Raw genomic sequence first — 24,762 nt, forward strand, 5'->3', positions numbered from 1 at the left:
CCCGGCCACCCGGTCGACATCGGTGTTGCGGAAGCCCGCGCCTTTCTGGGTCTACGTGGCGATAGAGCTCTTCAGCGCCTCCTCGAACCAAACAACACGCGCGATAACAAGTCTCCGAATAAGGGCTTGCGCCCTTGGCCGAATTCAACTGCACCCATATCGGGTGGTGGCGGCAACGCGGGTTCGGCATAACGCGGCGAGCGGCCATCCTGGACCAGATCACCCGGATAGTACGGGCTGTCCAAGCAGAGACTGTCGTCGATGCCGAACGCCTTCACCACCGCCACCGCTTCGATACACCAGCGGCCGAAATAGCTGCCTTTCTCCAATGGATGCCTTACCGGGTCGCCAAAGTCATACCACCACAGTCTTTCCTTGCCCTTGCGTTCAAGTTCGGGATACCAGTGATCTACAAATTCGCGAAGCAAGATCGCTTGCTGATCGTGGGGCGCATCAATGGCCTTGAGCAGGCGCATATACGGCTTAGGATGCAAGAGCGCAGAACCGATGCGCCGGCCCGGCTCACGGCTGGCAATGACCCTGTCGAGCAATTCATCCTCCCCTTCGCCACCAATCAAGGCCACCAACCGACGCCACTGCATCTCTGGCATTTCCAGCGAAAGTGCCAGCCCCACCAAACAGAAACACCAGTTGTAATGGTTGAGGTTCGATAGCTTGAACGTCCAGTCGCGACAGGTCTTCAAGTTGTGCGTACGACAGACCTCGTCGGCCAGTCGATTGGACAGCTCCCATGCGTCGAGCAAGCCGGGAAAATATTGACCCAACTCAGAGACATGATCACCACGTGAGTAGCGACGCAGCATGAGGCGCCGGTACTCTATCGCAATATCCCAAACAAATTGAGGCTCATAGACAGGATTTTGGGAAGGCCTCTGAAGCAAATCCAGGTCTCTTTTTATGGACTCCCTGCTGAATTCCGTCCACTTTTGCCAAAACTCTGCGTTACCAATTGAAGAACGGATCATAGGCCACTCTCTCCAGTCTTGGCTGCGTTCGAATATTGCGGAGGAAGTAAAGTCGACGTTCCAACAGGCTTAGGCTTTCCTGCTGCATCCAGAACTTGTATCTCAGTAGAACCATCAGGACGTACAGTTACAACCCAGTTCTCCGTGCGGTTACTTCTCATCGCACGCCTAATGTCTTGCGCAGCCTCTTCACCCACTGATTTATCCAACCTCCCTGCCCCTAGCAACCAACTTTCCGAACCCTGCAGGCCATCATTTGTCATACCCAATCGACTGGAACCTGCCTTGGAATAGTCGCCAACGAACTTATATTCGATCGTGACGTAGTCCACATCCGGACTGTTGACCCTGTAAAGGTCATCGATACCATTCGTACCCACCCCTTGCGTACGCGCCAGCTTCTGCGCATCCGGCAGAAGATTGCGTGCCGCATTCTCACCGAACATCTCGCCGATGACACGCTTCTGGTCGCTGCTCAACGTGCGGAAGTCCAACAGTGCTTTTCCATCTGAACCAATCACACCGCCACTCTTCAACAAAGCCGTCTGCGCCGCCGCTTCCAATTGCTGCTCGGCCGCGCGTGCCATCGGCCCTTTCAGCTTGTTGGCGACTTGCCCTATCGCCGCACCCACCCGGGCCGTCACGATCGCCGTCATCAGATCGCGCGCTGCGCCTTCTTCGTCCCCGGTCAGCAGCTTGTGCCCCACGTCCGCCGCAAAGCCCACGTCACCGGTGAACATGGTGAACATGGTCCACGCATCTGCGCTCATCACGCCGCTCACGTAGTCATCCAGCCAACCGGCGTCCGTACGGTTCAACGCCTGCAACAAGCTGCGCTTCTCGTCTTCGTTCTTCGCCGTCGCCAGTACCGCGCCGTAGACCTGGCTCAATGCCTGCGTGCCGCGCAACTTATCCGCAAACAAGCTGCTGTCGTGGTATTGATCCCCGTCGGCCGCGAAGTCCGTGTAGTTGCCGTGCGTGCTGCCGATCCCGTTCAGGAACGCCTGCGCCGGCCCATCCTGGGCCAGCAATCCGCCGTAGCCCAGCATCTCGTTCCAGCGTTCGTCCACCTGGCGGATCGCCTGCACCATCAAGCGTTGTTTTGCCGCTTCGACCTGTTCGGCCGTACACGCGTTACCACAGTCGTACTCCTGTGCCGCAAAAGCAGCTGCGTTGGCATCGATCTTATCGATCTCGTTCGGGTGCAACTGCCGGTTGAACTGCTCGCCGGCCAGACCCGTCGCGGCGCCGCTGCCACTGCCCACCGCTCCGCCAATACCCGCGCTCACCAGTTCCTGCACCAGCTTGCTTTCGTCAGCGGTCAGTGGCCGGCCCAGTTCCGCCGCGCCCGCTCCCAGCGCACCGCCCAACGCGTCGCCGCCTCCCAATCCAGCCACCAGTGCGCCGGTGACGGCATGCAGGAGCGTCTTGCCGCTGCCCCCGTCTTTCCACAGGTCGTACTGGCCCTGGCTGGCTGCAATCGTCGCGTTGGCCTGATTCAGCAGTTGTTGCGCCGCCGCCTGTTGTTCCGGCGACGCGCTCGGGTTGTCCAGCACGCTTTGAGCGGCAGCGGCCTGCATCTGCGCGTCGCTGTACTCCTTCGTCAGGGCCTTGCCGATATCGCCGGCCACGCGGAACCCGACCTGTCCGGCGACCTGACCCAGTTCGAGGTTCTCGTTGACCTTCTGCTCGTCGAAGATGGTCTTGAGTCCTTCCTGCTGCAGCTCGGCCACCGAGCGATCGACGTTGGCCAGCGCCGACTCATCGCCATTGCGGATGTCCACCGTGCCGGCGCTGATGCCGCTGCGGGTCACGCTGCTGGCATCCTCGTCCTGCGGTACGCCCAGGCCGGGGCTGAAGCTGCCGCCACTCCCGTTGCCGTTGAAAATATTGCTCCCGGAAGGCCCGCTGCCCTGCTGGCCTCCGGAGGTGCTCACGCTCACCGACACCGCGCTGTACTCGGCCCGGTTCTCGATGTCGGTCACCCCCAGGCTGTCGGTGCTCAGGCGGTTTCGGCCCGGGTCGGCGGTGCTGGCGATGGCCGCGCCATCGAGCTGCGTGTGGTTGCCTACCTGGATGTCGAACCCGCCACCGCCGGCCTGGATACCGGTCTGCTCCTTGACGCTGGCGTAGTCGCTGTCCACCTTGCCGTAGCTGGCCGAGGCCTGGCCGTCGAAACCGTAGCCGATGGTCATGCTGCCTTGGGCGGCGGTGTTCTCGTTCCTGTAGCTATCCGTGTCCTGTTCGCTGGTCAGGGTCAGGTTACGGCCGACGTCGCCGATGACGGTGTCCGCGGTCAGCTGTGCGCCCTGCAACGTGATGTCGCGTCCGCTGCTGAAGCGCAGCGTGTCGCTGGCATCGATCAGGCTCTCGTTGTGGACCGTCCCGGAGCCGTCGCCCTTGCCGCGCGCAACGTTGGCCGCCACGTAAAGTCCCGCCGCCGCACCGCCGCCTTGGCTGGCGCTGACGGCCACGCCGATCTCGCCGCCCTGCGATTTGCTGCGGCTCTGGCTGCTGTAGCTGTCCTCGCTGCTCTTGACCAGCAGGTCGTTGGCCGCGGACAGGTCGATGTTCCTGCCGTCCACCGTGCTGCCGATGATGCTCAGGTCGCCCCCGTTGCCCTGGCCGTCGCCGGTGGCGACGATGGCGATGTCGCCGCCGCTCTGGATCGTACTGCCGCGATGGCTGGTTTCCTGGGTATGGGTCTCGGACTGCGAGCTCTGGCTGCCCACGGTGATGCGCACGTTCGCCCCGCCCGCGGCGCTGCCCGTGCCGGATTGCATGCCTTGGGCGCCCTGCATGGTATCCGCGGCCGAGTAGGCCGCCTGCGCGGCGTACAGCGCGCTCAACCGATCGTCCTCGACTTCGCCGCTGCGCTTGGCCGCGCCGTAGGTCGCCAGTGCGCTGTCCACCACGCCGCCGCCCACCGCCACGTTCAGCCCCGACTGCTTGAAGTAGCGGCTGTCGGTGCGGTCCAGGGTCTGTTCGGCGGCGGTGATGGTGACGTTCTGGCCCACCATCTGCGTGCCGGTGGCGCTGATCACGTCGCTGCCGCGCACGGTCAGGTCCTGGCCGGCGACCAGGGTCACGTTGCCTTCCACGCTGCCCACCGTGCTGCCCTCGGCGTAGGTCTGGGTGGCTTCCATCGTCTGGCCGCGCTTGCGGCTGCCGATGGTGATGCCGATACCGCTGCCCATGCCGCTCATCAGCCCGGACTTCTTCGTGTCGACGCTGTGTTCTTCGCCATGGGTCGACTCGGCCGCATCCAGGGTCAGGTTGCGGCCGGCGGCGATGGCCACGTCGCCGGTTCCCACGACCTGGGCGCCCTGTGCCGTCACGTCGCGGCCAGCGCCGATCTGCACCGTCTCGCCGCTGACCACCGTGCCGACCGCGTAGCTGTCGCTGTAGGCATCGTGGGTGGTGGTGGTCTTGCTGCTGAGCAGACCCGACTTCTTCCGGGTCTCGTCCACCGACACGGTGTGGTTCTCCTGCGCCGTGGTCAGGTTCACGTCGCGGCCGGCCGCCAATGCGATGCCGCCGGCCTCGCTGACCACCGTGGCCGACTGCAGGGTCAGGTCGTTGCCCGCACTCAGTGCCAGGTCCCCGCCGGCCGTGAACGTGCTGCCCTGGACCGTCTCGTCGCTGGCCGTCACCGTCCGCGAATAGCTACCGCCACGTTGGGCCCAGTCCAGCGACGTGCTATCCACCGCCGCCTGGCTGGTGATGTCGCCGCCGGCCTGCACCGCCAGCGCATCGCCCGCCGAAACCTGCGCCGCGGCCAGGTTGACGTCGTTGCCGGCCTGGACGACCACGTCGCCGGCGCCCTGCACCGTCGTGCCCACCTGGGTGGTGGACGCGGTGCGATAGTGGTTGTCGCCGTGGGTCAGGTCGGTATTGCGGCTGGTAGTCAGCGTGCTCAGGTTGACGTTGCCCGCCGCTGCGATCTGGGTCAGGCCGTTTGCTCCTGCATTGCGGATCTGCGCCCCTTGCAGCGTGATGTCGCCACCCGCCGCGACCGCCAGTGTTCCCAGGCCATCGGGGCTGGTCACATACAACCCGGCCACCCGGTCGACATCGGTGTTGCGGAAGCCCGCGCCTTTCTGGGTCTACGTGGCGATAGAGCTCTTCAGCGCCTCCTCGAACCAAACAACACGCGCGATAACAAGTCTCCGAATAAGGGCTTGCGCCCTCCTGATTAGCACGATCTTTCAGCGCAGTCGCAAGTGGTGAGAGCGTTACGCAGCATGTTGGGGTCATCGCTCTCGGGAGATCAGAAGATGGCCATGAACCGTGTGCAGTTCCAGCCGGGCCTGTCGTTGCCGGCGTTCCTCAAGCGCTATGGCAGCGAGCGCCAGTGCGAGCAGGCGCTGGAGGCCTCGCGCTGGCCGCATGGCTTCGTCTGTCCTCGTTGCGCCGGTACGGCGCACAGCCGGTTCCAGCGTCACGGTGCCACGTACTGGCAGTGCACGGCCTGCCACCGCCAGACCAGCCTGCGCTCGGGTACGGTGATGGACAACAGCAAGCTGCCGCTGCGGACCTGGCTGCTGGGCATGTACCTGCTGGGCCAGAGCAAGACCAACCTGTCGGCGCTGGAGCTGATGCGGCACCTGGGCGTGAGCTACCCGGCGGCGTGGCGGATGAAGCACAAGCTGATGCAGGCGATGGCCGAGCGCGAGGCGGGCCGCAAGCTGGGCGGGATCGTGCAACTGGACGATGCCTACCTGGGTGGGGAACGCAACGGCGGCAAGGCCGGCCGGGTTCACCCCCGTTTTCACGGACACTTACGATAAGGCCGATCGAGGCTCTGAGGAGTGTTCATGTCGAAGCGAAGGAAGTTCAGTGCGGAGTTCAAGCGCGGTGCGGTTGAGCAGGCCAGCCAGCCGGGTGTGAGCTGCGCTCAGGTGGCCCGGGAGCTCGGGATCCGGGACACCCTATTGACCCGCTGGAAGCGGGAGGCCCAGAGCCAGGGCGCGGTCGCCTTCGGGGGAGCGGGAATGCCCCGGGACGAGGAAATGGCCCGCCTGAAGCGCGAGTTGGCCAGGATCAAGAAGGAACGAGATTTTTTGCGAGAAGCGGCGACGTTCTTTGCCAAGGGATCATCCTGAGGTATCAGGTGATCGAACGTTGCCGCGATGAGTTTCCGGTTCGACTGATGTGCCGCTGCCTGCAGGTGTCGGCCAGCGGTTACTACGACTGGAGCAAACGCTTGCCCAGTGCCCGACAGCTCGACAACCAACGCTTGCTCGGTCGGATCCGTGAGCTGCACGAGGACAGCCGGGGCACGCTGGGTGCCGGCCGCATTCACGAAGACCTGGTCGATCAAGGCGAATCAGCCAGCCTGAACCGGGTGGCACGCCTGATGGCGGCCGATGGCCTGCAGGGCTGGCCGCGGCCGAAGTGGCGTGGCAAGCGCAGCCAGCCGGCGCTGACGCCGCCAGGGGTGCGCAACCTGCTGGAGCGGGACTTCACCACATTGGAGCCGGAGACCAAGTGGGTCACCGACATCACCGAGCTCAAGACCCGGCAGGGCAAGCTGTACCTATGCATCGTGCTGGACCTGTTCGACCAGCGGGTCGTGGGTTGGTCGATGCACCACCGGCAGGATCGGCAGATGGTGATCCGGGCCGTGCAAATGGCTGTCTGCCAGCGCCAGGGGAGCGATCCGGTCATCCCGTAAGCTTCCCCGATCCGCAGACACCCCATAAGTAGAACTTTCTGGCATGTTTCCCCAGCCAGGAGGTTCCATGAAGAAGTCCCGTTTCACCGAGACCCAGATCGTCTCGATCCTCAAGCAGGCCGACGCCGGCGTGCCGGTCAAGGACATCTGCCGGCAGGCCGGCATCAGCGTGCCGACCTACTACAAATGGAAATCGAAGTACGGGGGCCTGGAGGCCTCGGAGCTGCGGCGGGTCAAGGACCTGGAAGCCGAGAACGCCAGGCTCAAGCGGATGTACGCCGAGCTGGCGCTCGACAACGCGGCGATGAAGGACCTGATCGCAAAAAAACTGTAGGGCCGGAGCAGAAGCGCGAGGCCGTGCGGTACCTGGTCGAGGTGCACGCGCGGCCCCTGAGCCGGTCCTGTGATTGCGTCGGGTTGTCGCGTGCGGCCTGGTATCAACCGCCGCTGCATTGGACCGTGCGCGACGCCGAGATCATCGCGGCACTGGCCGGGCAAGTCGAGAGTCGTCCGACGCGCGGCTTCTGGAAGTGCTGCAAGGTCCTGCGCCGTGCTCGGCCGGACTGGAACCACAAGCGAATCTACCGGGTGTACAAGGCCATGGAACTCAACCTCCGTCGCAAGGCCAAGCAGCGGCTGCCCAAGCGCGAACGCGTGCCGCTGTACGTCCCGCGCCTGCCAGACACCGTCTGGTCGGCCGACTTCATGGCCGATGCGCTGGCCTGTGGCCGTCGCTTCCGGACCTTCAACGTAGTCGACGACTTCAACCGCGAGGCGCTGCACATCGAGGTCGACACCTCGATCTCGTCCACGCGTCTGATCCGCATTTTTGAGCAGCTCAAGCGTGACCACGGCTTGCCGCAGGTCCTGCGCACCGACAACGGCCCGGAGTTCCTGGGCGAGACCTTCGTGCAGTGGGCCAAGCTCAACGGCATGGCCATCCGGTACATCCAGCCCGGCAAGCCCAACCAGAACGCCTACATCGAACGCTTCAACCGGACCTTCCGCGAGGAGGTCCTGGACCAGCACCTGTTCACCCGCCTCGACGACGTACGCGAGGCGGCGTACTGGTGGATGCTCGAGTACAACGAGGAGCGTCCCCATGACTCGCTCGGCGACATGACGCCGGTCGAGTACCGTCAAGCCGCCGAAGGTTCTACTTTTGAAATGTCTGCTTGACGGGGAAGCTTACGATCCTGCACTCGGACAGGGGAAGCCAGTTCCGTAGCGGCGACTACCAGCGTTACCTGTCGTCCCACGGGCTGGTGTGCTCGATGAGCGCGGTGGGCCACTGCGGTGACAACGCGGCCTGCGAAGGCTTCTTCGGCCTCCTCAAGCGCGAGCGGGTCTACCGCATTGCGTACCCGACACTCGATGCTGCAAAGGCAGATGTGTTCGAATACATCGAGCGGTTCCACAACCCAAGGATGCGGCGTAGGGTCGCCAGGCAAGACCAAAAGTTCTCAGCTCTTTCACAACCGTCCGTGATTTCGGGGTAGAACCCCCTTGCGCCGGACACGGACGCCGCTCAGCATCAGGAAAAGGTCGCGACCTTGAGCAAAGTCGCCAAGCTGCGCCGAGGCCATCAACCTTCCCGCCCGCAATCGCAGGCCTCCGGATGCACCGATCAACGTACGGCGCCCTAGCGGGCCAGACCCTGCCAACCGATGCCGAGGCGCTCCAGCTCCGACGCCATCTGTTCGGCCATCGGCTTGGCCGGGAAACCGCGGATGTCCAAGGTCCCGGTGGTCGTGCCGGCGGCGATCGGCTGATCGTCGACGTCTTCCAGCAGCCAGTACACGCGGAAGCTGTACGACGGCACCGCCGATGCCTGCGCGCCATGGATGAACCAGGTACCCGAGCCGCTGCCGATCTTCCGCGTTCCCCATTGCAGGCCGCTGGTCCGAACGACCTTGTCAGGCAACAGCAGCAGGCGATAGCCGACGGGCATCGCTGCTTCCTCGTCGCGATACTCGCGGGCGATGGCCGATGCACTGGTCCTTGCCGATTCGTCCAGGTTGCGCTCGAAGCCTTCGATGCCGTTGACGCCTCGCGGGGCCGCATCCAGGGTCAACGTGCCCGTCGGCATGTCCTTGGCGCCAACCCGGACGCCCTTCTCCCGCAAGGTGCCGACCACGACCTCCAGGTACTTGCCGATGTCCTTGGAAAGCCTCGAGTCGTCACCGGTGCCCTCCTGCAGGAACGAGTAGACGTACAGGCCGTCAACAGCAATCGGCCTGGCGTCGTCCAGGCGCTGGCCTTCGGTACGCGCGCGGGAGAAAGGGCCGGCCTGCGCCGCGAACGCCACCAGCACGAACGGAAAACACGCGGCCAGCAGGCCTCTGCAGATACGCATTCGGTTCTTCACGTCTCAGGACCTCAAATTTTCCTGCGCAATAAAAACCAACCTATGGGATAGCTAACCGAATGGAATCAGCATCCACCTCAAGGCGGATTTGGTGAACTCCCCACAGGTCTTGCATGAAACCTTCCCCAGCCCCATCACTCAACTGTCCGCGAGTGAAATCCATAAGACGATCGACCTGTTTCGGCGCCAGGCTCTTTTCAAGAAAATAGCGCACGTAGATCAGCAGCACGTCACCCTCGCGAGCGAGGATCATCGAACCATCCGTGATTCCTGCATCACGCAAAGGAGACGAAGTAGGCTCATCTATCAGATACTGAGCCATCTTGAGATCCTCGTCGCCGCTTACAGATGCGTGAAGATCGTCAAGCACATGCTCTGGAATAGCGATCTCGTCGTAGCTATCACTGTACGCGACAACCCGCGCACAGAATGCAAGTTCATCCGTCATGTCATCAGATCCTGAAAGGCTCGCTACTGCTGATCCGCCAGCTCTTGTGCAGTGCCACCCCTCATATAGACACCAATTACATCCTGCTCTCGAGGCACATAGGCGAACTCCACCTTGAACTTTCCCTCCTCATTGAGGATCGCCTTGAAATGGGTCCAGGGCTCTCTCTTGAACGGCTCCATGGTCCTCAGGCGGCGCATGTTCTCCATGATTTCGTGCAGCGGCATTGTTGGATAGTTGTCGAAGTCGAACTGGAAACGCCCACCCGATGCATCGATGAGCCAAGCTTCATCTTCGCTGAAATCGTCATAGAATTTTCCAAACAATTCGAACTTCACGGCCCTCTTCGGCATCAACGACCACATAATTTTGCCAACCGCGCTATAGATATCTTTGTCGCTCACGTTCAGCCACCTGAGTTGGAAATCGTCCGACGCACCGTTCTGCCGTCGATGGAATACAAAACACTGAATGCAGTAGGCCTACTACCGGTACCGGTGTAAATAGGTGACACATTGACTTTGACCTGCCCACCGGCCTGAAGTGCCTTCTTCCACTCTTGCTCCATCTGGTACCAGGCGCCGCCTGATCCGTTGAGCTTGGCATTCATTGGTACAAGGTTAACGCCTTCACCCGGACCGCCAAAGAGCGATGCGATCAGATGCCCACCGCAGTCGCCCTCGGCACCGCAACTTGCAGCCTTGCCTTGCTGATAGGTATTGCGGTCCCATGGATCGATCTTGAGGTCGGCCTCCACGGACGCCACGCGCCCCTGCGCATCAGTTTGGTAGGCATAGCCGTTGTCGAACGTGTACCGCGTATTGGGTTCGGGATTGTTGGCCAGCTTGTTCCAGTCGCCCTTGGTACCACGGACGAGATCCTTGCTTGCCAGTTCCCCGCCCTTAGGCAAGTCCTCGGCAACGTCCCCCAAGACATTGTCGGTACGTCGTACCGCACCTTCCACGACATCATCGGCCACGCGCGCCACGTCCTCGGCCGCGTTCGCCACCCGCGCCACCGTCTTGCCGCCCTTTAACCCGTACTTGGCCGCGGTCACCGCGGTGATCGCGCCCATGGTCGCCAGTTCCGCGACCACCTCCACGGCGATCCCGCCACGCAGTTCGGCGTACCCGTCGCGGAAGTCCTGCAGATCCATCTGCATGATATCGATCATCAACTCGGCACTGGCGTCGATGCCCAGATCCTGAAGTCCCTTGAGGATCCGTGCCGTTGTTCCGCTCGGGTCGGTGGCCATCTGCTTCGCCAAGGACGCGATGCCCTTGTAGGTAGCCGGATCCACGAAAGCGGCGTAGCCCTTCAGGGCGTTGGTTGTGCCTTCCAGGAAGGCATCGGCCTCCGCTCCGGGATTCTTCAAATAGACCTGCATCAATTCGCCGACCGACGTCTCGCTCAGCTTGATGTTGGCCGAGTCGAGGTACATCTTCAGGCTGGCCGGCGTCTCCATCACCTGGCGCGCGTACAGCGCTTCGTTGGCCCGCTCTTCCGCGCTCGAGGTGAAGGCCGGCTGGATCACCCCCACGCTGTCGCGGATCTGCAGGTTCGATTCGCCGGCCTTTCCTGCCAGCCAGCCGAACGCATCCTGGTACTGCTCAACGCCCTCGGACACGTACAGCGTCAGCAGTTCCTTCCAGTCGTCGTCGTTGTTCATCAAGGCACCGCGCAGCAATTGCTGCTCCGCCTCTTCGACGCTGATGCCCTGTTCGGCCGCGTACTCGGGTGCCTTGTCCTTGATGAACTCCAGTTCTTCCTGGTGCAGTTGGCGGTTGAACTGCTCGCCCGCCAGTCCGGTGGCGGCGCCACTGCCGCCGCCGGCCACCATGCCGATCCCCGCGCTCACCAGCTGCTGGACCAACCGGGATTCGTCGGCGGTCAGCGGACGTCCCAGCTCGGCCGCACCGGCGCCCAGTGCGCCCTGCAGTGCATTGCCACCGCCGGCGGCAGCCACCAGTGCACCGGTCACGGCATGCAGCACCGTCTTGCCAGTGCCGCCTTCCTTCCACAGGTCGTATTGGCCCTGGTTGGCCGCCATCGTGGCATTGGCCTTGTCCAGCATCTGCTGCGCCAGCTGCCGCTCGGCGTCGTTTGACGCACCATCCAGCAGTTTCTGCGCCGCTTCGGCCTGCATCTGCGCGTCGCTGTACTCCTTCGTCAGGGCCTTGCCGATATCGCCGGCCACGCGGAACCCGACCTGTCCGGCGACCTGGCCCAGTTCGAGCTTTTCGTTGACCTTCTGCTCGTCGAAGATCGGCTTCAGCCCATCCTGCTGCAGCTCGGTCACCGAGCGATCGACGTTGGCCAGGGCCGACTCGTCGCCATTGCGGATGTCCACCGTGCCGGCGCTGATGCCGCTGCGGGTCACACTGCTGGCATCCTCGTTCTGCGGTATACCCAGGCCGGGGCTAAAGCTCCCGCCACTGGAGCCCGAGTATGCCTTGCTTCCTGAAGGCGCCTGGCCCGCCATGCCGCCCGAGCCCCCGATGCTCGCCGAGACCGCGCTGTACTCGGCCCGGTTCTCGATGTCGGTCACCGCCAGGCTATCGGTGCTCAGGCGGTTCCTGCCGGGATCGGCGGTGCTGGCGATGGCCGCGCCGTTCAACTGCGTGTGGTTGCCCACATTGATGTCGAATCCGCCGCTGCCGGCCTGGATACCGGTCTGCTCCTTGACGCTGGCGTAGTCGCTGTCCACCTTGCTGTAGCTGGCCGACGCGCTGCCGCTGAAGCCGTAGCCGATGGTCATTTCGCCCTGCGCGGCGGTGTTCTCGTTCTTGTAGGTGTCCGTGTCCTGTTCGCTGGTCAGGGTCAGGTTGCGGCCGACGTCGCCGATGACGGTGTCCGCGGTCAGCTGCGCGCCCTGCAAAGTGGTGTCGCGTCCGCTGCTGAAGCGCAGCGTGTCGCTGGCGTTGATCAGGCTCTCGTTGTGGACCGTGCCGGCGCCGTCGCCCTTGCCGCGGGCGGTGTTGGCGGCCACGTACAGCCCGAACGCGGCGCCGCCGCTGTCGCTGGCGCTGATCGCCACGCCGATCTCCCCGCCTTGCGACTTGCTGCGGCTCTGGCTGCTGTAGCTGTCCTCGCTGCTCTTGACCAGCAGGTCGTTGGCCGCGGACAGGTCGATGTTCCTGCCGTCCACCGTGCTGCCGATGATGCTCAGGTCGCCCCCGTTGCCCTGGCCGTCGCCGGTGGCGACGATGGCGATGTCGCCGCCGCTCTGGATCGTACTGCCGCGATGGCTGGTTTCCTGGGTATGGGTCTCGGACTGCGAGCTCTGGCTGCCCACGGTGATGCGCACGTTCGCCCCGCCCGCGGCGCTGCCCGTGCCGGATTGCATGCCTTGGGCGCCCTGCATGGTATCCGCGGCCGAGTAGGCCGCCTGCGCGGCGTACAGCGCGCTCAACCGATCGTCCTCGACTTCGCCGCTGCGCTTGGCCGCGCCGTAGGTCGCCAGTGCGCTGTCCACCACGCCGCCGCCCACCGCCACGTTCAGCCCCGACTGCTTGAAGTAGCGGCTGTCGGTGCGGTCCAGGGTCTGTTCGGCGGCGGTGATGGTGACGTTCTGGCCCACCATCTGCGTGCCGGTGGCGCTGATCACGTCGCTGCCGCGCACGGTCAGGTCCTGGCCGGCGACCAGGGTCACGTTGCCTTCCACGCTGCCCACCGTGCTGCCCTCGGCGTAGGTCTGGGTGGCTTCCATCGTCTGGCCGCGCTTGCGGCTGCCGATGGTGATGCCGATACCGCTGCCCATGCCGCTCATCAGCCCGGACTTCTTCGTGTCGACGCTGTGTTCTTCGCCATGGGTCGACTCGGCCGCATCCAGGGTCAGGTTGCGGCCGGCGGCGATGGCCACGTCGCCGGTTCCCACGACCTGGGCGCCCTGTGCCGTCACGTCGCGGCCAGCGCCGATCTGCACCGTCTCGCCGCTGACCACCGTGCCGACCGCGTAGCTGTCGCTGTAGGCATCGTGGGTGGTGGTGGTCTTGCTGCTGAGCAGACCCGACTTCTTCCGGGTCTCGCCCACCGACACGGTGTGGTTCTCCTGCGCCGTGGTCAGGTTCACGTCGCGGCCGGCCGCCAATGCGATGCCGCCGGCCTCGCTGACCACCGTGGCCGACTGCAGGGTCAGGTCGTTGCCCGCACTCAGTGCCAGGTCCCCGCCGGCCGTGAACGTGCTGCCCTGGACCGTCTCGTCGCTGGCCGTCACCGTCCGCGAATAGCTACCGCCACGTTGGGCCCAGTCCAGCGACGTGCTATCCACCGCCGCCTGGCTGGTGATGTCGCCGCCGGCCTGCACCGCCAGCGCGTCGCCCGCCGAAACCTGCGCCGCGGCCAGGTTGACGTCGTTGCCGGCCTGGACGACCACGTCGCCGGCGCCCTGCACCGTCGTGCCCACCTGGGTGGTGGACGCGGTGCGATAGTGGTTGTCGCCGTGGGTCAGGTCGGTATTGCGGCTGGTAGTCAGCGTGCTCAGGTTGACGTTGCCCGCCGCTGCGATCTGGGTCAGGCCGTTTGCTCCTGCATTGCGGATCTGCGCCCCTTGCAGCGTGATGTCGCCACCCGCCGCGACCGCCAGCGTTCCCAGGCCATCGGGGCTGGTCACATACAGCCCGGCCACCCGGTCCAGCGTGGTCTGCGCGTAGCCGGACCCTGCCTGGGTCTGCATGGTCGAGGCCACGGTGATGTCGCCGCCGGCCCGCACGCTCAGCAGGTCCGCCGCGGTCACGGTGGCGCCGATGACGTTGATGTCCTGCGTGGCCTGCAGCCCCACGCTCTGGCCGCTGATCGCGCCGCCCTTCAGGTTCTGAATGTTGGTGGCATCGATCGACACCACCTGGCGCCCGGCGATGGTGCCGGTGTTGATCAGGTCGCCGCCCAGCTTCAACTCGACGTTCTCGCCGGCCAGCAGCGCGCCGTTGTCGTTCAGGTCGCCCGGACGCAGCCGCAGGTAGACCTGCGGCACCAGCGCCGTGGTGGTGCTGCCGTCGGGCAGGGTCACCGTCTGCTCCACCAGCCACACGATGTCGCTGGTCAGCTGCGCCATCTGCTCGGCGCTCAGCGCCACGCCCGGGCGCAGGCCGTAGGCTTGCGCGAAGGTGGCGCCGGCGTCCATTTACAGTCGTCCCTGACGCCTTAATCAGCCACCATCATCGATTCGGTGGTGGCTCATCTTTGCATTGATCAAATCCCCCCACATACCAGCACGGAGGGAACTCATCTTTCGTCAGTTCCCGGTATACAAAACCCTGCTCCCCCATGCATTTGTTCAAATACTCCTGGCTGTGCTCTTGCCGCAAGCATTTGCTTTTAATATCTGACGCCTCAATGTAACTAGACCCCAGCTTCATCCAACCCTTTCTCGGCGGCGGAGGCGGGACATACACAGACTCCCCCGGCGGATATTTCATATACTTATATCCCGCATTCTTCATACAGGCATCACTGTACTTCCCGATAAAAACTCCATCAGCGAACATATTTCGCCTATCCTCCCTTGTCCTTTCACTAATTCTCTTTATTTCAGGAACACTATCAGCCACCCTCTTTGCATCAAAATAACCGGGCTGCTCTTTTGCCTCAGAAATACATCGCTGCCACATTGAATAAGCATCCTTGCCTGTAACTCCCGGCTTGTACCACCCCTTAGAAGGCCCAACTTGCACCATAGAACTCGAAGCCGAGTACTGCCCCGTGGCACACGCAGTAACCACTAAAGCGATGCAAGCCAGCATAGCGATACGCAGTTTCACATTATTCATTTCCCACCCCTCTTCTCCAACTCGACTTTGGCCTTGTCCGAAGGTGGCACATATACTGGAATACTGTATTTACCCGACCCCCAAGTCTTGTCGGTAGCATCGCGAATATTCACGCCATTAATAACAGTACCCACTGCCGGCAACCACTGCATGTATGCGCTGTGGGAAGCCGGGAAACTACCCTTGTTTTTCTCACCCGTTGCCGGATTCCCACCAAGAATCACGGGAATACGCCCCACAAGATCGGTTGGATGCGTCGCCTGATATTGCGTGGACATGCCGCCACTGATGATGTAGCCAATATCCGCCGACTCCTGGGCATTGGCTGCGGCCCCAAAGAAATACACACTTCCGATGGCTACATTTTTTTCATCTCGCCGCTTCAGATCACCCACTGCATTAATCCACGTCATACTTCCACGACTGTGGTTGACGCTATCCACCACGGCACCTTCCAATTTAGCTTTCTTCAGGAACTCCTGATTCATTTCTTCAGCACTAGTCAGCGGCAATGCCCCACCCATCCAATCATTTAGCTTGTCGTAACCGGCATACAGTATTTCGGCCACAGGACTTCCAGTCTTTGGATTCAAGATGAAGTACACGCCCTCCTTGTTGACTTCGCTGAGATTCTGCTTTGCTCCATTGACAAGAGCATATTCCTCTTCATTGAAGATGCCATTGTTGAATACGTAAATCTTGCCATCGACCACCTTGACCTGATCCAGCGTCACTTCCTGCTTCGTACAGTTAAGACTGTTGGCTTCACACTTCTGCAAGACGATCTTGCTGTCCGCCGAAGCCGCGCGATGCACCAGGTCCACCTGCGTCATGGTCTGGCCAATCAGGGCATCGCTCAAATCCGGGCCAGTAAACAGCGCCATCGCTGCGCTATCAAGCCACTTGGCACTCTTCTTTATCCCTGCAGCCTCCTCGTCCAACCGTGAGGACTCCTCGGTATCAACGCCACCATTGGCCATCCGAATGGCGCGTGCCTCGTCCGCCTTGGCCTGTGCGTGCGCATACAGTTCGGCCTTGGCCTCCTGCCGGTTCTGGTCGAACGCCTGCGTCACCTGCACTTGCAGGTCCACTTCCTCCTGCACAGCCGCTGCATCGAACCGGTTGACCAGTGCTCCGCTATTCTCGGCCACCTGATCGGTGCTTGTGGTCGTAGCCACTTCGGCCTTGACCTGTTCGATGGTCTTGCCGGTCGCCACCTGCCCATCGACGTCGGTGATGATCAGATTCGTCGTATTGATACCACTGCGCGTGATGCTGCTCTGCTCATCGCTATCGTAGCCAAACCCCGCCGACTTGCTCGCGCTTGTGCCGCCGGGCTTTCCATTGGATGAGCCTTGTGCAAGTTCATGCTCTCCCTGCTCACCCTTGCCGTTGATGCCCACGCCACCACTCACTCCAAACCCCGTACCTTTGTACTCGGCCTGATTTTCGATGTCGCTGACGGTCAGCGTGCCGGTGCTGAGACGGTTGAGGCCGGCCGCTTCGGCCGCATCGGTGCTGGTGATGATGGCACCCTTCAGATCCGTGTTGCCCACCACATTGACTGCATAACCGCCATCGCCCGCCAGAATGCCGCTCTGTTCGGTCACACTGGCGTAATTGGCGTCAATGTCCGACTGGTTGTAGCTGCCGCTGACCGACGCACCGTAACCCACTGTCACCTGGGCGCTGGCATTCATCTGCTTGCTCTTGTAGGTCTCCGTGTCCTGCAGGCTCTCGATGAGAAGATCAGCGGCATTCACTTCCACACGATTCCCGCTGACTTGACCACCCCTGATACTGGTGGTTCCGCCGCTTATCAGTGTCGTCGTGCCACCGCTACCCACGTGCGAATTGACCTGAGTAACGGTCTTTCCATCGCTGTTCCCCTTGCCCACGTTGCCACCAGCGGTAATGCCTGCCGCCCAACCGCTGGAACCGAAACTGATCCCGACGCCGGCATTCCAACCGCTGGACTTGTTCTCGGAATGTTGTTCGTAAGTACTCTGCGCCGCCACTATGTCGATGGCGTCTTCGGCAAACAGGCCCGTTCCAGTACCGCCATAGATGTCTGAGCCCGATATCCGGATATCGGAGTCGCTCCCCCCTCCCGTCGCGAGGATGTCCACACGCCCTCCCGCCTTGACGGAACTTCCCACTACCTGACTGGAACTTGCGTTCATTTCATTCTTCGACTGCTGCGACCCGACAGTGATGGAAATGCTGGCCGCCTGACCACTCATGGCGCTTGCCGCGGCACCCGCGGCTTGATAGGTATCGTAGGCCGCATTGGCCGCAGCCATTGCGTTGACACGAGAGTCCTTGCTTTGCCCCACAGTCTTGGCAGAGCGATAGGCACCCATTGCCGCATCCACCACTGGGGCAGAGGCACCGACGGTGAGACCACCCTGTTTCATTTTCTCGACGGAGTGGTAAGTCGATGTGTCGTGGACCTCTTCGATATTGACTGCCTTTCCGCTGATCGCCACATTGCCCTCAAGCGAACTCACGGCCGAGCCCAGCACGTTTACTGTTTCACCCGCCACGATCATGGTGTCGCCCTGCAGGCTCCCGATCAGGCTGCCGGTGTGCGTGGTCTCGCTGATGTCCACATCGGTATCCATCTGCTGCTTGCCGATGGTGAAGCCAATTCCACCACCCCCGAACACCCCCGACTTCTTCACCGTCTTGTCGTGCGTCTCGGTGTGGGTGTTCTCGCCGGTGCCGATCGTCACGTCGCGACCGGCCGCCAGCAGCACGTCGCCGGTGCCGGCGATCTGCGCCGCCGTCGCACTCAGGTCGCGGCCGGCCGCCACCTGCACCGTCTCGCCCGACAGCACCGTGCCGATCGCGTAGCTGTCGCTGTAGGCATCGTGGGTGGTCGTGGTCTTGCTCTTCAGGAACCCGGACTTCTTCGTCGTCTCGTCCACCGTCAGCGCATGCTCTTCCTGCGCCGTGGTCAGGTTCACGTCGCGGCCGGCCGCCAGCGCGATGCCGCCGTCCTCGCTGATGACCGTGGCCGCCTGCAGGCCGATGTCCCGGCCCGCCAACAGGGCGATGTCGCCGCCGGCCTGGAACACCGTGCCGTGCACCGTCTCGTCCGAGGCCGACACGCCCAGGGCATGCTTGCCCCCGGTCGCCTGCGTGTCCAGGGTGGCCGTGTCGGTGGCCGCGGTGCTGTTGAGGTCGCGCCCAGCCTGCACCGCCAGCGCGTCGCCGGCCGAGATGTTCGCCGCCGCCAGGTTGACGTCGTTGCCGCCCAGCAGTGCGACGCTGCCGGCGCCTTGGATCGTCGTGCCCACCTCGCGGCTATCGCTGCTGCGGATGTAGTTCTTCTCGTCGTAGGTGCTGTCGCGGTCGTGCCGTTCGCTCACCGTGGTCAGGTTCAGGTCGCCCGCCGCGGCGATACTGGTGATGCCGTCGGTGCCGGCATTGCGGATCTGCGCCGCCTGCAGGGTCACGTCGCCGCCGGCGGCCACCGCCAGCACGCCGCTGCCGCCGGGACTGGTGACATACAGCCCGGCCACCCGGTCCAGCGTGGTCTGCGCGTAGCCGGCACCTGCCTGGGTCTGCGTGGTCGAGGCCACGGTGATGTCGCCGCCGGCCTGCACGCTCAGCAGGTCCGCCGCGGTGACGGTGGCGCCGATGACGTTGATGTCCTGCGTGGCCTGCAGCCCCACGCTCTGGCCGCTGATCGCGCCGCCCTGCAGGTTCTGGATGTTGGTGGCATCGATCGACACCACCTGGCGCCCGGCGATCGTGCCGGTGTTGACCAGGTCCCCGCCCAGCTTCAAGTCGACGTTCTCGCCCGCCAGCAGCGCACCGTTGTCGTTCAGGTCGCCCGGACGCAGCCGTAGGTACACCTGCGGCACCAGCGCCGTGGTGGTGCTGCCGTCGGGCAGGGTCACCGTCTGCTCCACCAGCCACACGATGTCGCTGGTCAGCTGCGCCATCTGCTCCGCGCTCAGCGCCACGCCCGGGCGCAGGCCGTACTCCTCGGCGAAGGTGGCGCCGGCATCCATCAGCGCCTGGAACTGCTCCTCGTCGCTGGCGTAGCCCTCCAGGAAGCGGCGGCCGGTCAGCTGCCCGATCTGCTCGTTCACCAGGCGCTGTTCGTAGTAGCCATCGCCCAGGCGCTTCTGGGTGAGCGCCGGGTCGCTGCCGAGCAGGCCCAGCAGGTAGTCCGACCCCAGCCAGCTGCGGTAGTCGGCGAAGCGCGGGTCGGTCTCGACCAGGTAGCTGCCGCCGTTGGGCTTGACCGTGAACAGGCTGGCGGTCGGCAGCTTCGTGTCCAGCGTGGCGGCCACGATGGTGTCGGGGGAACCGTCGGCAGCAGAGGCCACGGTGCGGCCCGCCACGCCGCCCTCGCCTTGCACCACATCGGGCCCTTCGCCGCTGCCGCCATGCGCGGCCTGCGGCCCCGCCACGGTGGCCGTGTCGGCGTCGCGGCCGGATATCGCGGCCGGGCCGGTGATCGTCGTGCCGCCCGGACCGGTGGGGCCGGTGCCCGGTCCATGCGGGTCCAGGCCGGCGATCGCGCCGCTGTCCTGCACGTTGGGCGCATCTCGCCCTTCGTTGAGGTTGCTCAGCTCGCCCACGTCTACCGTCAACGTGCCGCCGCTGGTGATGCTGCCGCCGATCTGGCCGATCACCTGGGAGATCGAGGGATTGCTCCAGGCCACGACGCTACCGCCGAAGGTGTGGCTGACGTTGTCGAAGTCGTAGGTCCGGTACAGTGTCTGCGCCAGGTTGGTGACGCTGGCCGCCGCGGTGAGGCCGACGATGTCCAGGTTGCCGCCGGCGGCGATGCTGCCATAGTGGTTCACCAGCTCGTCGGTGCCGATGCGCATCGCGCCGCCGGCGTGGATGATCGCGTCCGCGCCGACGCCCGGGGCGAGCACGTCCTCGGTCACCGTCTGCGTGGCGATGCGGTACTGCTCATTGTTGCTGGTCGAATTGCCGCCGGTCCCATGGGGATTGGTCAGGATGTGGTCCGGATCGTCATAGTCGTGATAGGCCACCAGCTGCACGCAGTGGGTGGTGCAGGTGCCATAGGCGCTGGAATAGGTGAGCGTATCGCTGACATAGCTGAAAGCCGGCGAACCGGGTTCGATCTGCGACAGCTCGGCGAACGGGTCGTCCGCCCCATTGGCGACCTGGTCCGGATTGACCTGGTTGTCCTGCCGATCGAAGTAGTACAGGGTCACGGTCCCCGAATCCACGTCCAGCCGCGAACGCTCGCCACGCGCCCTGTACAGCGCGCCGCGCCCGAAGAAATAGGCGCTGGTCTGCGTCGTCAGCCGCACCACGGCACGATGTACGGTGTAGCCGTCCGGGGTGACGTAGGGCTCGTCCTCGAGGATATCGGCCGGGTCGAGGTAGTAGATCTCGTAGGCGTTGTAGTTGCTGGTGCTGCGGATGTTCGAGGTGGCGTTCTCTCCGTTGTGCCACCATGCCGGCCGCTGCATCCTTACCGGATCCTTCACCGTCGTCGTCTGGGTGACGACCACGTTCTCGCGAATGTTATTGATCGCCTGCGATTGGATATCCAGGTTGCCCGCGATCTCGATAGTGGAACTGAGGTTGTCGATCCGCTCGGCGATGCCGCTGGCGTGCAGGCTGGCATCGAGCGCACCGCCGATGGCGGCGTTGCCGTCGCTGTAGACCAGGCCGCCGCCGGTATTGGCCAGCGTGTCCACGCCCAGGTCCAGCCGCTCGCGCGCGGCGATGGTCGCCGAGCGGGTCGTGCCGTCGAGGGTCTCGGCACGGTTGCGCAGTTCGCCGGCGTCGATCGCGATGTGGTCGCCGTACAGGCGTCCGCTGCCGACGTTGTCGAGCAGGCCCGCCTCCAGGTGCGCGATGGCGCCGTCGATCAGGCCGCGATTGGTCAGCGTGCCCCCGGCCACCAGGTGGGCCGTGCCGACGGCGGTGAGCTCGCCCTCGGCGGTGTTGTCGATCGTGTCGGCCTGCAGTTCCAGGTTGCCGGCCTGCACCAGGCCGGCATTGCGCAGGTCGCCGTCGGTGGTCAGCGACAGCGTGCCGTTGGCGGTGAGCTCGCCGGTATTGGTGAAATCCTCCTGCAGGACGAGCGTGGCGTCGCCCTGCGAGAGCACGCGGCCATCGCCGCCGAGCTGGCGCGCGGTCAAGCGCTGGTCGCCGCCGGACAGCAGCGTGCCGCCGGTGTTGGTCACCGCATCGGCGCGGACCTGCAGGTCGCCGCCGGAGGACACCTGGCCGGCCGTGTTGTCGAGCCTGCCGCCGAGCTGGAAGTCGGTACGGGTATCGGAGAGCACCTGTCCCTGGCGGTTGTCCAGGCTGCCGGCCTCGACGCGCAGCGCATCGGCCTGCAGGCCCAGCGGCGCGCCCGGCGTGGCGGACAGGGTGTCGCGGTTGTCGACGCTGGCGGCGGTCACCGCCAGCGCGTTGGCCGCGGCGACCAGGCCGCCGCGGTTGTCCAGCGCTCCGGAAAGCGCGAGCCGGGCATCGCCGCCGGCCTGCACCGCGCCGCCGGCGTTGGACAGGCGGTCGGCCTGCAGCGCCAGGCTGGCCGCACCGCCCAGCTGGCCGTCGAGGGTGTTGTCGATGGCGGCTGCCTGCAGGTGCACGTCGTCCTGCGCGAACACCACGCCGGCGCGGTTGTCGAAGTCGCCGGTGTGCAGGTCCATGCGCCCGGCACTGAGCAGGCCACCGGCGGTGCTGGAATCGCGGTTGGTCACCGTCTGCCCGCCGGTGTCCAGGGTCAGGTCGCCGGCCGACTGCACCAGCCCCCCGGTGTTGTGCACCGCGCCCGTGCTCAGGTCGAGATCGCCGTCCGTGCTGGCGAGCGTGCCCCCGCCGTTGTCCAGCAAGCGGCCACGGGTGTCGATCCGCACGTCGCCGCCGACGATCGTGCCGCCGGCGTTGGTCAGGCCGCTACTCGCCAGCACCAGCGAGTCCCCGGCCTGCAGGAGACCGTCGGTGTTGTCGATGCCCGTGACTGCAGTGCCTTCCAGTGCGCCGCCGGCACCCAGGGTCCCGGCGCGGTTGTCCAACGACTGCGCGGCGAATACCAGGTCGCCGCCGCTGGCGATCACGCCCGCTTCGCGGTTGTCCAGCAGGCCATCGACCGTGACCTGCAACTGCGACGTGCCGGCGGTCTGCAGGGCGCCGCCTCGATTGGACAGCGAGCCGGCGTGCACCGAGGCATCGCCTGCCGTCAGCAGGGTGCCGCCGCGGTTGTCCAACCCGGCAGCCACCTCGAAGACGCTGCGCTGCGCACCGGCCGCCTGCACGGTGCCCTGCGCGTTCGTGAACGTCGTCGCCTGCAGGGCGATGGCGCCGTTGCCGCCGATGGTGCCGGCGGTATTGTCCAGCGTGCCGCGTACCTGCAGGTCGAGCACGTCGGTACCGGTGGCCGCCAACTGGCCGCCGGCCGTGGTCAGGTCGCCGGTGGCGATGGCGATGCGCTGGGCCGAGGTGACGCCTTCGGCCAGGTCGGTCGTCTCGCCGGCGATCGACAGCGACCCGTTGCTGACCAGGGTGCCGCCACGGCCGTCGAGCGTCACCGCCTCGATCGCCAGCGTGCCGTCGCCGGCCTGCTGCACCAGGCCGTCGATATTGACGAATCGATCGGCCGCCAGCGACAGGTCGCCATTGCCGGCCAGCGTGCCGTCGCGGTTGTCCAGCTCGCCGGTCACGCGCACCTGGTTGGCTGCGCCGCCGGTGGCGACGATCTGCCCGCCGCGGTTGTCCAGGCGGGCGGCGTCGATCACGATCCGGTCGGCGCTGAGGTTGCCCTGGCGGTGCGAGATATCGGTGGCCGTCAGGGCCAGCGTGCCGGCGGTGGCGATCGTGCCTTGGTCGCCCTGCAACCGGCCGGTGGCCACGTTCAGGCCCTGCGTGCCGGCCTGCTGGATCGCACCGCGCGTATTGAGCAGTTGGCCCGCCGCGATATCCAGCCGGTCCGCATTGCTCGCCAGGGTACCGTCGGTATTGTCCAGGGTACCGGCGACGTCGATGGTGGTGGCATCGGTACCCGCCGAGGTCAGCGTGCCTTCACGGTTGTCCAGCGAACCGGCCGCCACGTCCAGCGCGCCGTTGGCGGTGATCGCGCCGCCCGCGTTGTCGAGCGCCCCCAGCACCTGCAGCCGCAGGGCCTGTTCGCCGGTGGAGACCAGCGCGCCGCCGGCAGTGGTCAACGTGTCGGCCGCCACGTCGATGCGGTCGGCCTGCGTGACGCCGTTGCGCAGGTCGATGTCGCCGCCGGCCAGCGCCAGCGTACCGCCGCTACGGATGCTGCCGCCTTCACCCTGGAGCGTGCCGGCCTGCACGGACAACATTCCCTCCCCGGCATGCTCGATCGCGCCGCCGCGGTTGTCCAGCGTCGCGGCCACGAGTGTCAGCTCGCCCCCCCGCGGCAATCTGGCCCCGGGCACTGTTGTCCAGCCGGCCATCCACCGTAACCTGCAGCGTGGCCTGCTCGGCCGCCAACAGGCTGCCGCCGGCATTGTTCAACGCGCCGGCGCGCAACACGGTGTCGCCCCCGGTGGAAAACTCGCCGTCGCGGTTGTCGAACGCGCCGCTCACCTGCGCGATGGAAGGCGCGGTGCCGGCCGCCACCAGGCGCCCCTGCCGGTTGTCGAGCATGCCCGCATCGAGCGCCAGCGCACCATTGGTTCCAAGGATGCCCGTGCTGTTGTCCAGCGTGCCACGAACCTGCAGGCGCAGCAGGTCGGTGCCGGTCGCCGTCAGCTGGCCGCCGGCCGTGGTCAGGTCGCCGGTAGCGATGGCGATGCGCTGGGCCGAGGTGATGCCTTCGGCCAGGTCGGTCGTCTCGCCGGCGATGGACAGCGAGCCATTGCTGGCCAGCGTGCCGCCACGGCCCTCCAGAATGGCCGCGTCGATGCTCAACACGCCGTCGCCGGCCTGCTGCACCACGCCGTCCACGTTGACGAAGCGCCCGGCCTCCAGCGACAGGTCGCCGTTGCTGGCCAGGCTGCCGTCGCTATTGTCCAGCTCGCCATCGACGCGCAGCCGATTGGCATCGCTGCCGGTGGCGACGATCTGCCCGCCGTGGTTGTCCAGGCTCGCGGCATCGATCGCGACCTGCTGCGCGCTGAGGGTCGCCTCGCGATGGCTGATGCCGGCGGCGGCCAGTTGCAGCGCGCCGGCGGTGGCGATCGTGCCCTGGTCGCCGTCCAGGCGGCCGGTGGCGAGGGTCAAGCCGTCTGCGCCGGCATGCTGGATTAGGCCGCCGCGGTTGACCAGGTGCCCGGCAGCGATCTCCAGTGCGCCGGCGTTGGTGGCCAGCGTGCCGTCGGTATTGTCCAGGGTGCCGGCGATGTCGATGCGGGTGTCCTCGGTCCCGCCGTGCTGGATATGCCCCTCCCGGTTGGACAGCGACCCGGCCCGCAGGGACAGGGCTTCGTTGGCCTGGAAGGTCCCCGCGTCGTTGTCGAAGCTGGCGACGTCAAGACGGGCGGCGCCAGTGACGGTCAACGCACCGCCCTGGTTGAGCAAGTCGCCCTGTGCGACGG

General features: G+C 64.9%; 10 protein-coding genes and 4 pseudogenes. 4 read left to right on the forward strand and 10 right to left on the reverse strand.

Annotated features, from left to right (window positions below):
* Positions 1–71 precede the first annotated feature (71 nt).
* Together BN3794_RS15975 and BN3794_RS11150 are read right to left on the reverse strand one after the other, a co-directional pair.
* Positions 72–986, reverse strand: coding sequence for a PoNi-like cognate immunity protein (locus BN3794_RS15975; RefSeq protein ID WP_078059725.1), 915 nt, complete (start codon positions 984–986; stop codon positions 72–74).
* Positions 983–5,035, reverse strand: a complete 4,053-nt coding sequence (locus tag BN3794_RS11150; protein WP_160330916.1) for a hemagglutinin repeat-containing protein — start codon at positions 5,033–5,035, stop codon at positions 983–985. The genes BN3794_RS15975 and BN3794_RS11150 overlap by 4 nt, the downstream gene beginning before the upstream one ends.
* Before the next feature lie 228 nt (positions 5,036–5,263).
* Here BN3794_RS11150 and BN3794_RS11155 point away from each other — a divergent pair.
* The 4 genes and pseudogenes from BN3794_RS11155 to BN3794_RS11180 all read left to right on the forward strand — a co-directional run.
* Positions 5,264–5,743, forward strand: a pseudogene (locus tag BN3794_RS11155) (IS1595 family transposase); the annotation flags it as partial.
* A gap of 60 nt (positions 5,744–5,803) precedes the next feature.
* Positions 5,804–6,657 (forward strand): annotated as a pseudogene (locus tag BN3794_RS15980) (IS3 family transposase); the annotation flags it as partial.
* Between the two features lie 73 nt (positions 6,658–6,730).
* A protein-coding gene (locus BN3794_RS15985; RefSeq protein WP_187128042.1) for an IS3 family transposase occupies positions 6,731–7,842 on the forward strand; the annotation gives its coding sequence in 2 pieces (ribosomal slippage) (positions 6,731–6,983 and positions 6,983–7,842; 1,113 coding nt in all).
* A 14-nt stretch (positions 7,843–7,856) separates the two neighbouring features.
* Positions 7,857–8,162 (forward strand): annotated as a pseudogene (locus BN3794_RS11180) (IS3 family transposase); the annotation flags it as partial.
* A gap of 143 nt (positions 8,163–8,305) precedes the next feature.
* Here BN3794_RS11180 and BN3794_RS11185 read toward each other — a convergent pair.
* From BN3794_RS11185 to BN3794_RS17070, 8 genes and pseudogenes are all read right to left on the reverse strand, one after another.
* Positions 8,306–9,031 (reverse strand): hypothetical protein, encoded by a 726-nt coding sequence (locus tag BN3794_RS11185; RefSeq protein ID WP_147675755.1) that lies wholly within the window; start codon positions 9,029–9,031, stop codon positions 8,306–8,308.
* 40 nt (positions 9,032–9,071) lie between these two features.
* Entirely contained in the window at positions 9,072–9,479 is a 408-nt protein-coding gene (locus BN3794_RS16400; protein ID WP_147675756.1) for a hypothetical protein, read from the reverse strand.
* A 23-nt stretch (positions 9,480–9,502) separates the two neighbouring features.
* Positions 9,503–9,883, reverse strand: a complete 381-nt coding sequence (locus BN3794_RS11195; RefSeq protein WP_066097409.1) for an immunity protein YezG family protein — start codon at positions 9,881–9,883, stop codon at positions 9,503–9,505.
* Between the two features lie 2 nt (positions 9,884–9,885).
* Positions 9,886–14,601: a hemagglutinin repeat-containing protein gene (locus tag BN3794_RS11200; protein WP_066097410.1), complete on the reverse strand. Its 4,716-nt coding sequence runs from the start codon at positions 14,599–14,601 to the stop codon at positions 9,886–9,888.
* 34 nt (positions 14,602–14,635) lie between these two features.
* Complete coding sequence (locus BN3794_RS16405; protein WP_160330917.1) at positions 14,636–15,247, reverse strand: hypothetical protein; 612 nt, start codon at positions 15,245–15,247, stop codon at positions 14,636–14,638.
* Positions 15,244–23,619: a hemagglutinin repeat-containing protein gene (locus BN3794_RS11205; protein WP_066097411.1), complete on the reverse strand. Its 8,376-nt coding sequence runs from the start codon at positions 23,617–23,619 to the stop codon at positions 15,244–15,246. The genes BN3794_RS16405 and BN3794_RS11205 overlap by 4 nt, the downstream gene beginning before the upstream one ends.
* Complete coding sequence (locus tag BN3794_RS17065; protein WP_425476723.1) at positions 23,531–23,872, reverse strand: hypothetical protein; 342 nt, start codon at positions 23,870–23,872, stop codon at positions 23,531–23,533. Before BN3794_RS17065 ends, BN3794_RS11205 begins: the two co-directional genes overlap by 89 nt.
* A pseudogene (locus tag BN3794_RS17070) lies at positions 23,867–24,757 on the reverse strand (hypothetical protein); the annotation flags it as partial. The gene BN3794_RS17065 and the pseudogene BN3794_RS17070, both read right to left, overlap by 6 nt.
* Between the last annotated feature and the right edge of the window lie 5 nt (positions 24,758–24,762).

This window comes from Xanthomonas massiliensis (assembly GCF_900018785.1).
Classification (GTDB): Bacteria; Pseudomonadota; Gammaproteobacteria; order Xanthomonadales; family Xanthomonadaceae; genus Xanthomonas_B; species Xanthomonas_B massiliensis.